This window comes from Rahnella victoriana, assembly GCF_004330295.1.
Classification (GTDB): domain Bacteria; phylum Pseudomonadota; class Gammaproteobacteria; order Enterobacterales; family Enterobacteriaceae; genus Rahnella; species Rahnella victoriana.
Genome location: NZ_SJOJ01000028.1, coordinates 64,693 through 74,755 on the forward strand (window position 1 = coordinate 64,693; position 10,063 = coordinate 74,755).

Annotated in this window: 13 protein-coding genes; 5 read left to right on the top strand and 8 right to left on the bottom strand. The window is 50.4% G+C overall.

Going from position 1 to position 10,063, the window contains the following annotated elements:
- Positions 1–39: 39 nt before the first annotated feature.
- A complete protein-coding gene (gene rlmE / locus EYY67_RS20215; RefSeq protein WP_095923661.1) occupies positions 40–669 on the bottom strand; it encodes a 23S rRNA (uridine(2552)-2'-O)-methyltransferase RlmE in 630 nt (209 codons plus the stop codon).
- Positions 670–851: 182 nt separating this feature from the next.
- On the opposite strand from rlmE, the gene yhbY reads away from it, so the two are divergent.
- Complete coding sequence (gene yhbY, locus EYY67_RS20220) at positions 852–1,148, top strand: ribosome assembly RNA-binding protein YhbY (protein ID WP_095923662.1); 297 nt, start codon at positions 852–854, stop codon at positions 1,146–1,148.
- Between the two features lie 180 nt (positions 1,149–1,328).
- On the opposite strand, the gene greA is transcribed toward yhbY, so the two are convergent.
- Positions 1,329–1,805 carry a transcription elongation factor GreA gene (gene greA, locus EYY67_RS20225; RefSeq protein ID WP_095923663.1) on the bottom strand — a complete coding sequence of 159 codons (477 nt, stop codon included), beginning with the start codon at positions 1,803–1,805 and terminating at the stop codon, positions 1,329–1,331.
- Positions 1,806–2,086: 281 nt separating this feature from the next.
- Between greA and dacB the strand changes: the two genes are divergently transcribed.
- The 3 genes from dacB to pmrB are packed head-to-tail and all read left to right on the top strand — an operon-like array spanning position 2,087 to position 5,291.
- Entirely contained in the window at positions 2,087–3,520 is a 1,434-nt protein-coding gene (gene dacB / locus EYY67_RS20230) for a serine-type D-Ala-D-Ala carboxypeptidase (RefSeq protein WP_131694262.1), read from the top strand.
- Positions 3,521–3,540: 20 nt separating this feature from the next.
- Entirely contained in the window at positions 3,541–4,203 is a 663-nt protein-coding gene (gene pmrA / locus EYY67_RS20235) for a two-component system response regulator PmrA (RefSeq protein ID WP_095923665.1), read from the top strand.
- Positions 4,200–5,291, top strand: a complete 1,092-nt coding sequence (gene pmrB / locus EYY67_RS20240) for a two-component system sensor histidine kinase PmrB (RefSeq protein WP_131694263.1) — start codon at positions 4,200–4,202, stop codon at positions 5,289–5,291. Before pmrA ends, pmrB begins: the two co-directional genes overlap by 4 nt.
- Positions 5,292–5,363: 72 nt before the next feature.
- On the opposite strand, the gene cgtA is transcribed toward pmrB, so the two are convergent.
- The 4 genes from cgtA to rplU form a co-directional block, all read right to left on the bottom strand.
- Positions 5,364–6,536 (bottom strand): Obg family GTPase CgtA, encoded by a 1,173-nt coding sequence (gene cgtA / locus EYY67_RS20245; RefSeq protein WP_095923667.1) that lies wholly within the window; start codon positions 6,534–6,536, stop codon positions 5,364–5,366.
- 33 nt (positions 6,537–6,569) lie between these two features.
- Complete coding sequence (locus EYY67_RS20250; RefSeq protein WP_131694264.1) at positions 6,570–7,526, bottom strand: DMT family transporter; 957 nt, start codon at positions 7,524–7,526, stop codon at positions 6,570–6,572.
- An 85-nt stretch (positions 7,527–7,611) separates the two neighbouring features.
- Positions 7,612–7,869, bottom strand: coding sequence for a 50S ribosomal protein L27 (rpmA, locus tag EYY67_RS20255; protein ID WP_013573805.1), 258 nt, complete (start codon positions 7,867–7,869; stop codon positions 7,612–7,614).
- Positions 7,870–7,887: 18 nt separating this feature from the next.
- Positions 7,888–8,199, bottom strand: coding sequence for a 50S ribosomal protein L21 (rplU, locus tag EYY67_RS20260; RefSeq protein ID WP_013573804.1), 312 nt, complete (start codon positions 8,197–8,199; stop codon positions 7,888–7,890).
- A gap of 259 nt (positions 8,200–8,458) precedes the next feature.
- On the opposite strand from rplU, the gene ispB reads away from it, so the two are divergent.
- The gene (gene ispB, locus EYY67_RS20265; RefSeq protein ID WP_095923669.1) at positions 8,459–9,430 is read left to right on the top strand and encodes an octaprenyl diphosphate synthase; all 972 of its coding nucleotides are present in this window, start codon (positions 8,459–8,461) and stop codon (positions 9,428–9,430) included.
- Positions 9,431–9,481: 51 nt separating this feature from the next.
- Here ispB and EYY67_RS20270 read toward each other — a convergent pair whose 3' ends face one another.
- Both EYY67_RS20270 and EYY67_RS24615 read right to left on the bottom strand, forming a co-directional pair.
- Entirely contained in the window at positions 9,482–9,841 is a 360-nt protein-coding gene (locus EYY67_RS20270) for a DNA-binding protein (protein WP_095923670.1), read from the bottom strand.
- Between the two features lie 42 nt (positions 9,842–9,883).
- Positions 9,884–10,063: hypothetical protein (locus tag EYY67_RS24615; protein ID WP_207391108.1), on the bottom strand; the 180-nt coding region annotated here is incomplete at its 5' end.

The window sequence follows — 10,063 nt, forward strand, 5'->3', positions numbered from 1 at the left end:
CCTCATATTACAACTGTGTTAACAAACAGCGTTAGGGAACTACAGTTTCCGCCCTGTCGCTACGATGTACACTTCTCGCGAACGTGCTCGGGAAGCGTCTGGCTTACGAATCTTCACCTTCGTAAACAGGGAGCGAATTTCCCGCAGGTATTCATCAAAGCCATCTCCCTGAAACACCTTCACCAGGAAACTTCCGCCTGGTGCTAATACATCCCGACACATATCCAGCGCTAATTCAACCAGATACATCGATTTTGGAATATCGACTGCCGGAGTACCGCTCATATTCGGGGCCATATCGGACATGACCACCTGAACTTTGTTTTCTCCCACGCGATCAAGCAGCGCTTTGAGAACTAATTCATCACGAAAATCCCCCTGAAGGAAATCGACTCCAACGATGGGATCCATAGGCAAAAGGTCACAGGCGATAATCCGTCCCTTGTTGCCGATTTGCGTTGCCACGAACTGTGACCAACCACCCGGCGCCGCACCTAAATCGACGACTGTCATACCCGGTTTAAACAGCTTATCGCTTTGCTGTATTTCATCAAGTTTAAACCAGGCGCGGGAACGCAGACCTTTTTTCTGTGCCTGTAGCACATATTTATCGCTAAAGTGTTCCTGCAACCAGCGACTGGAACTTGCAGAACGCTTCTTATTTGACATTATTTAGTAACCATATAGTTTTCCAACTACCCTGAGTTAGAGCCTTTGGAACAAGGTGTTAGCGTCATGACGTCTATGGCTAAGTCAGTATAAATCCCTTCCCGAAGCAGTCCGGGTTGGTGATATACATGAGATGGCGGTAGAATGACCCGTTTTCAATCCCAACTTAAGCAAAAAAGACGATGAATCTTAACAATAAACAAAAACAGTACCTGAAAGGTCTGGCACATCCACTGAAACCGGTTGTCATGCTGGGTAACAACGGCCTGACTGAAGGTGTGCTGGCCGAAATTGAACAGGCGCTGCAACATCACGAACTGATCAAAGTTAAAGTCGCGGCAGAAGAACGCGAAACGAAGACCTTGATCGTAGACGCAATCGTGCGTGAAACCAAGGCGTGTAATGTGCAAGTCATCGGCAATATGCTGGTACTTTATCGCCCTTCCACCGAAGACCGCAAAATTATCTTACCGCGTTAATGCGTTAAGGTTTAACGAAAAGCGCTGTAGATTTTCGGAAAGGTGCCACGAAATCACGTTCATGGAAAGGTCTGAACAGGCCTTTTTACTTTAGTTTTCAATTTACTGTGAAGTGATTCACTGCATGAATGTGCGAATTACAGGGCGAAACATCACGTTTCGCCCTTTTTAATGCAGATTTTAGAGGTATTCGACTTTTAATACTTCAAACTCGACATCGCCGCCAGGCGTTTTGATCACCACGACGTCATCCTGCTCTTTCCCGATCAAACCACGTGCAATCGGGGAATTCACAGAAATCAGATTTTGCTTAAAATCTGCTTCGTCATCGCCCACGATGCGGTAAGTCTGTTCTTCGTCAGTGTCCAGATTCATCACGGTCACAGTGGCGCCAAAAATGACCCGGCCAGTGGCAGGCATTTTAGTCACATCGATCACCTGAGCGTTCGACAGCTTGGCTTCGATTTCCTGGATACGACCTTCACAAAAACCCTGCTGTTCACGCGCAGCATGGTATTCAGCATTCTCTTTTAAATCGCCGTGTTCACGTGCGGTCGCGATATCAGCAATGATTTTCGGGCGACGGACGCTTTTCAAATGGTCCAGCTCTTCACGTAATCTTTCTGCGCCACGCAATGTCATCGGAATCGGTTTCATATATTTATTACCTCTAACTTGGTCCTTTCGGTAAACACCGTCCTGATTGAATCAGGTAAGAAATTAAGCCAGCTCTTCTGACCGACTCTCTGGCGAAAAACAAAAAAAACCTCACCCGGGGTTGCCACCAGGCCAGGAATCATTTTGCAATTTGATTCGTATTTTAACGTAGAGTTCCTTGAGGATCATCGTTTACTTTCAGCCACGTTGCGCCTGGGTTCGTAGCATCGTAGTATGGCACCACATTATCCTGCCGTTACCCAGAGCCTTTACTCAAAATAATGCGTTTTTTACGAATTGTCAGTGGATTAGCATGCGCGTTTGTTCTGAATACAAATGCGGCTCAGATCGAAAATTACACAGAATATCTGCCAGACGGCACGAATCTGGCTGTGCTGGTACAGAAAATTGGCGCGCCTGCGCCTGTGATCGATTACCACGGCACCCAGATGGCGCTGCCGGCGAGTACGATGAAGATTCTGACCGCTCTGGCAGCCCTGTTACAGTTGGGGCCTGATTTCCGGTTCACGACGACCCTTGAAACCCCGGGCTCCGTTTCTGATGGTGTACTCAAAGGGGATCTGGTGGCGCGTTTTTCCGGTGATCCGACGCTGAAACGCCAGAATATTCGCAATATGGTCGCCATGCTGAAAAAGCAGGGTGTGAAGGAAATCACGGGGGATGTGGTGATTAACACTTCGGTGTTCGCCAGCCATGATAAAGCCCCCGGCTGGCCGTGGAATGACATCACCCAGTGTTTCAGCGCCCCGCCTGCCGCCGCCATTGTTGACCGCAACTGTTTCTCGGTATCACTGTATAGCGCGCCAAAACCGGATGAAAACGCCTTTATCCGCGTCGCGTCTTACTATCCGGTGCATATGTTCAGTGAAGTACGCACACTGGCAAAAGGCTCTCCGGATGCACAATACTGTGAACTGGACGTCGTTCCCGGGGAATTCAACCGCTATACGCTCACCGGTTGCCTGACCCAGCGCAGCGAGCCTTTACCCTTAGCCTTCGCCATTCAGGACGGCGCCAGTTATGCCGGTGCGATTTTGAAAGACGAGCTGTTGCAGGCAGATATTCAGATTGATGGCACGCTGAAACGCCAGACACAGCAGACGCCGGCCGGTACCGTTCTCGCACAAACACAGTCAGCGCCCCTGCATGATTTGCTTCACCAGATGTTGAAGAAATCGGACAACATGATCGCCGATACCGTCTTCCGGACCATCGGTCATCAGCGTTTTGGCGTGCCGGGAACATGGCGTGCCGGTTCAGATGCTGTGCGTCAGATTTTGCGTCAGAAAGCAGGCGTGGATTTAGGTAACTCGATTCAGGTTGATGGCTCCGGTCTTTCACGCCATGACTTGTTATCTCCTGCCACCATGATGCAGGTGCTTCAGTACATCTCCCAGCATGATAAAGAGTTAGATTTTATCTCGATGCTGCCACTGGCGGGTCATGACGGCACCTTGCAGTATCGCGGCGGTCTTCATGAGGCGGGTGTGGACGGCAAAGTGTCGGCGAAAACCGGCTCACTGTCAGGTGTCTATAACCTTGCCGGTTTTATCACCACAGCCAGCGGACAGCGTATGGCATTTGTTCAGTTCCTCTCAGGCTATGCCGTTCCCCCTGAAGATCAACGTACACGGCGGGCACCGCTGGTACGCTTTGAAAGCCGTCTTTACAGGGATATCTACCAAAATAATTAAACACGGAGAAGTGCCAGACGATGAAACTGCTGATAGTTGAAGATGATGAACTTTTACGGCAGGGATTAATGCTGGCACTTACCAGTGACAATTATGCCTGCGACTGCGCAGCGACGGCGGCCGAGGCGCAAAGCCTGATCCAAACCAGCCAGTACAGTCTGGTGATCCTTGATTTAGGATTGCCTGATAAAGATGGCGCAACATTGCTGCGTCAGTGGCGACGTCAGGCTATTTCCCTGCCCGTGCTGATCCTGACCGCCCGTGATGCGCTTGAAGACCGGGTTGATGGACTGGACGCGGGTGCCGATGACTACCTGATTAAACCTTTCGCGTTGGCTGAATTGCAGGCACGGGTTCGTGCACTCATCCGCCGCTATCAGGGACAAAGTGACAATCTGATCGCCGTCGGCAACCTGAAAATCAATCTTTCCTCGCAACAAGCCTATCTCGACGACGCGCCGGTAGAAGTCACGCCAAAAGAATTCGCCATTTTATCACGCCTGATGATGCGCGCCGGGCAGACCGTCAACCGCGAGTTGCTGCAGCAAGATCTCTACACCTGGCAGGATGATTTAGGATCTAACACGCTTGAAGTGCATGTCCATAATCTGCGCAAGAAACTGGGTAAAGAAGTGATCAGGACGGTGCGCGGCATCGGCTATCGTCTGGAAATGCCCGTATGACCAGTATGCGTCGCCGCCTGCTGGTTATGCTGGCCCTGATCCTGTTCGTGACGCAACTGACCAGTATTTTCTGGCTGTGGCATGAAAGTCAGGAGCAAATTAACCTGCTGGTGAATGACACACTGTCGGCCAAAGTCCGCAACGCGCATGTTGAAAAGGAAATTGCTGAAGCCATTGCTTCGCTGATCGCCCCTTCTTTGCTGATGATGAGCATCACGCTGGTGTTATCGTTCTGGGCAATCAGCTGGATTATTCGTCCTCTCAATCAGTTACAAAAACGACTGGAAACCCGCTCGGCCGACAATCTTTCGCCTCTGCCGCTGAACAGCGAAATCAGGGAAGTCGTCGCCGTCACCAACGCCCTCAATCAGCTTTTTTCGCGCCTCTCCAGCACCATTCAACAGGAACGGTTGTTTACCGCCGATGCCGCGCATGAATTGCGTACGCCGCTGGCTGGCGTCCGGCTGCATCTGGAAATCATGCAACAAAAAGGCGTGGAAGGCAGCGATACGCTGATTGGCCGCATCGATTCGCTCATGCATACCATCGAGCAATTGCTCATGCTCGCCCGTGCCGGACAGAATTTTGCTAAAGGCGAATATCAGCAGGTTGACCTGGTCAATAACGTCATTGAACCGCTCAAAGAAGAACTGGGTGAAATGCTCAGTGAACGCGGCCAGAACTTGCAAATACACCTGCCGCCCCGGGCTGAAATCCAGGGCGATGCGGTGCTGCTGAGGCTGATGGTGCGCAATCTGGTGGAAAATGCTTACCGCTATGGTCCGGAAAACAGCGACATCACCCTGTCGATTGCGCCGCAGGAAAAGGGTTTTCTTATTCAGATTGACGACGCTGGTCCGGGGATTGATGAAACCAAAGCCAGTGAACTGACGCAGGCTTTCAAGCGTGTCGACCAGCGTTATGGTGGCAGCGGTCTGGGCCTGAATATTGTGGTGCGGATTGCCCATCTGCATGGTGGTACGCTGACATTACGTAACCGCAGTGGTCACGCGGGGCTTAGCGCACAATGCTGGCTGCCGGATGTCGCGCTGCAAAGCTCACTGACACTTTCCCCCGATACCCGTTAACGCGGCTCTCAGAAAGCAAAAAGGCTGCCAGAGGCAGCCTTTTGTTTAGCGATGGAACGCGAATGTCAGGGATTAACGTTCGTAGATGATTTCGACACCTTCGTCATCATCTTCGTCCCAGTCATCATCCCAGTCGTCATCAGCTTCAGCTTCCACTTCAGCCAGTTGTTCACGGTGATAATCATCCCACATGAACTCAACTTTCTCTGGTGCCGCTTCTTCAATCGCCATGTGTTTAGGATTTTCGTTGATGAATTTCATCACGTCCCAGCACAGGGCATTAACGCCTTCACGGTTAGCTGCGGAGATCAGATAATAATTACCTTCCCAGCCCAGAGCTTCAGCGATCGCTTTAGCACGTGTTTCCGCTTCTTCTTTCTCAATCAAATCAACTTTGTTGAACACTAACCAGCGCGGCTTTTCGGCCAGTTTGGCGTTGTATTGTTGCAACTCGTTGATGATTACTTTTGCATTTTCGATCGGATCAGATTCATCGATCGGAGCAATATCAATCAGGTGCAACAGAACGCGGCAGCGCTCAAGGTGTTTCAGGAAGCGGATACCGAGGCCCGCGCCTTCAGAAGCCCCTTCGATCAGACCCGGGATGTCAGCAACCACAAAGCTCTGCTCGTGATCCATACGCACCACACCCAGGCTTGGAACCAGTGTGGTAAACGGATAATCCGCAACCTTTGGTTTTGCCGCAGATACGGAACGGATAAACGTCGATTTACCGGCATTCGGCAGACCCAGCATACCCACGTCGGCTAACAACATCAGTTCAAGAGCGATATCGCGCTCTTCACCTTTGGTGCCCATGGTTTTCTGGCGTGGTGAACGGTTCACGGATGATTTGAAGCGGGTGTTACCCAGCCCGTGGAAACCGCCTTTAGCCACCATATTAATCTGACCGTTTTGGGTCATATCGGCCAGAACTTCGCCGGTGCTCTGGTCAAGAACACGCGTTCCGACAGGCACTTTAATGGTGATATCTTTACCGCGTTTACCGGTACAGTCGCTGCTCTGACCGTTAGTACCGCGCTCAGCACGATAAGATTTCACAAAGCGGAAATCGATCAGCGTATTGAGGTTTTCATCAGCAAGCAGGTAAACATCGCCGCCATCGCCACCGTCACCGCCGTCAGGACCGCCACGTGGAATGTATTTTTCGCGGCGGAAGCTGACGCACCCGTTACCGCCATCACCGGCCACAACCAGAATCGTGGCTTCATCAACAAACTTCATTTGTACCGTCTCCGTAAATCATTCGCCGGGCAGCTAAAGTTTAGCTACCAGGTTTTGCTCTGTCCGACGTGGCCACCATCGATGGCCAATTGCGGAAAACATTGCACCCGCCACCACCACAAATGCCCCAAGATAACCAATGAAATTAAGCACTGGTGCAGCAAAAAAGTCAGGCCAGGCAAGTGCCAATAAATCTGAAAATAGCAGGGTAAACAGCGGGGTAAGTGTCACTAAAGCACTGACCTGAGCCGCCTGCCATCTCGCCATCGCTTCCGCTAAGGCGCCATATCCTACTAAGGTATTCGCGCCGCAAAACAACAGACAGGCAAACTGCCAGCCGCTGAGCTGTGAAAGCACCGCCGGGCTGGCCAGCGGGAGCAATGCGATAGAACATAAAGTGTACAGCAAAAACAGGATTTGCGGTGAAGCCAGTTGGCGGAGCAGAACCTTTTGCGCCACGCCGTAAATCACCCAAACCGTTGCTGCCCCGACACCAAAAATCACACCCAGGGTGTAATCCGTCAGTCGGGTAAAAATCTCAATCAGGCTGGTATTGAAAAATAATATCAGCCCGAAAAATAACATACTGGCGCCAATGACCTGCGTAACCCGCATCCTTTCTTTCAGGATGACCACGCTGGCCACCATCATACCGACAGGAGACAGCTGGCCGATGACCTGCGACGCCGTCGGGCTGAGAAATTGCAGGGAAGAACTGAAAAGGACAAAATTCCCCAGCAATCCACAGGTCGCAATCAGCACTAAGATCATCCAGCGCGGACGGTGAAAAATCGCTTTAGGTGGCAGTCTGCGTTTCGCAGCCAGAATACACCCCAGCACCACCGCAGCCATTGAAAACCGATACCAAACCACGGTAAAGGGATCCATCACCACCAGCACTTGCTTCATGGCAATGGGTAAAGACCCCCAACTCATCGCAGTGATCAGTGCTAACAGAATACCGATGGGTGCCTGCGATTTCGTGTCCATATCCCGCCAGAATGGGCTAACCAGAATGTAAAAAGCCCCGCAACGAATTGCGGGGCTTACATCTATTTACTAAGACGCGAAAAACTTATTCAGCTTCGATGCTGATGTACTTACGGTTTTTCGGGCCTTTAACTTCGAACTTGACTTTACCGTCAGCCAAAGCAAACAGAGTGTGGTCCTTGCCGCAACCCACGTTGATACCAGCGTGGAATTTAGTGCCGCGCTGACGAACGATGATGCTGCCTGCCAGTACTGCTTCGCCGCCAAAGCGTTTTACGCCCAGACGTTTAGCTTCTGAATCGCGACCGTTACGTGTGGAGCCGCCAGCCTTTTTGTGTGCCATTGTTCCGCTCTCCTAATCTTAAGCGCTGATGCCGGTGATTTTAACGTCAGTGAACCACTGACGGTGGCCCTGCTGCTTACGATAGTGTTTACGACGACGAAACTTAACGATTTTGACCTTTTCGCCACGACCGTGAGCAACGACTTCAGCTTTGATTACACCGCCAGCCACTAAAGGCAGGCCGATATTGATTTCTTCACCGTTTGCAATCATCAGAACCTGATCGAATTCGATAGCTTCGCCAGTTGCAACGTCCAGCTTCTCCAGACGAATAGTCTGTCCTTCGCTGACACGGTGTTGTTTACCACCACTTTGGAAAACCGCGTACATATAAAACTCCGCTTTCCGCGCACTCAACTTTGTATAGTCCAGAGGGCGCTATAAATATTCACAATAGGGCGCGAATTCTACGCAAAAAATCAGCATAAGACAAGAGCACAATGACCACAAAAGAAGAAAAAAAGCGCAGTTCTTCCGTTGTCATTTATCTACACTGTTTTTCAAGTACAATCCCCTTTACAGTTAGCGCCATGTGCCAATGTGAGCCAGACCTCATTGCGGTGAAGAGAACAACAGCTGAAAAAACACAATGAACCTAGAACAGATTATTGATCTTACCCAGGACGATATGGCTGCAGTCAACGCATCCATCCTTGAACAGTTGAATTCAGAGGTTTCTCTCATCAATCAACTGGGATATTACATCATCAGTGGCGGCGGCAAACGTATCCGCCCGATGATAGCAGTACTGGCCGCCAAAGCACTATCCTATGAAGGTGATAAACACATAAAAGTCGCCGCGCTGATTGAGTTTATTCATACCGCGACGCTGCTTCATGATGATGTGGTTGACGAATCAGATATGCGCCGTGGGAAAGCCACAGCGAATGCTGCATTTGGCAACGCTGCCAGCGTGCTGGTTGGTGACTTTATCTACACCCGCGCCTTCCAGATGATGACGGATCTGGAATCACTGCCTGTTCTGGCCCTCATGGCCAAAGCGGTGAATGTAATCGCCGAAGGGGAAGTGCAGCAATTAATTAACTGCAATGACCCGGACATTACCGAAGAAAGCTATTTGCAGGTGATCTACAGCAAAACCGCGCGTTTGTTTGAAGCCGCATCGCAAGCCTCTGCCATGCTGGCTGGCGGGAACAGTGAGCAGATCGCCGCGTTGCAGGATTACGGCCGTTATCTGGGCACCGCGTTCCAGCTGATTGATGACTTACTCGATTATGACGCGGATGGTGAAACCTTAGGCAAAAACACCGGCGATGACCTTGATGAAGGGAAACCGACGTTGCCCCTGTTGCATGCGATGCAGCATGGTGATGCTGAGCAATCTGCCATGATCCGTAAAGCTATCGAAGAAGGTAATGGTCGTCATTTACTTGAACCGGTCCTTGCCGCCATGCATCAGTGGGGGTCTCTGACCTATACCCGCCAGCGTGCTGAGCAAGAAGCCGATAAAGCCATACAGGCGCTTCAGGTGCTGCCGGAATCAGATTATCGCGCTGCGCTGGAAGGTCTGGCGCATATGGCTGTAAAACGCGATTTCTGATGCTTCCTGTCGTGCTTGCAGATATTCGCAGGCACGACAGGGTTTCATCAGCTAGGTCTCGTCAGGCTTACGTAACCTGTTCAGTATTTCCGATACCCCTTCCCGCACAATAAACGAGATCATCGTTTCCCGTTCAGGTTCCTTCAACTGCTTATAACTTTCGATCCAGATCGCCAGCGGATCCTGATGAGACGTATACACATACTCCGCGGAATGTTCATTCATCGCCAACGTCGCCGCGGTATTTCCAGGCAAACTGTCGATGTGATATTCCACCGCGCGCCCTTGTACACCTCTTCTGCGACGTTTAATCCAGCATAACCTGCGAGCCATTCCATGCACACCTTGTGTAGACGTCGGGAGACCTTGCTTTCCAATTAATTCCTTTGCTGCAAACCACTCTTTTTTCATAACATTCCTTGTTTTCTTACATACCCATAAGAAAGATCGTTGTTATAAATCTATGTCGTTAATCCCGCTACTTTCTATAAATGCGTATTTATTTAAAAAGGAGATTAACACGAGCCAGTTAGAGAAACGTCTATTAACAGAAAGAAGATATTCAATTTTCAGGAATGAGTCTACAGCTGTATTTAAAAGCTTCCATGAATAATGTTTATCAACACGCTGATG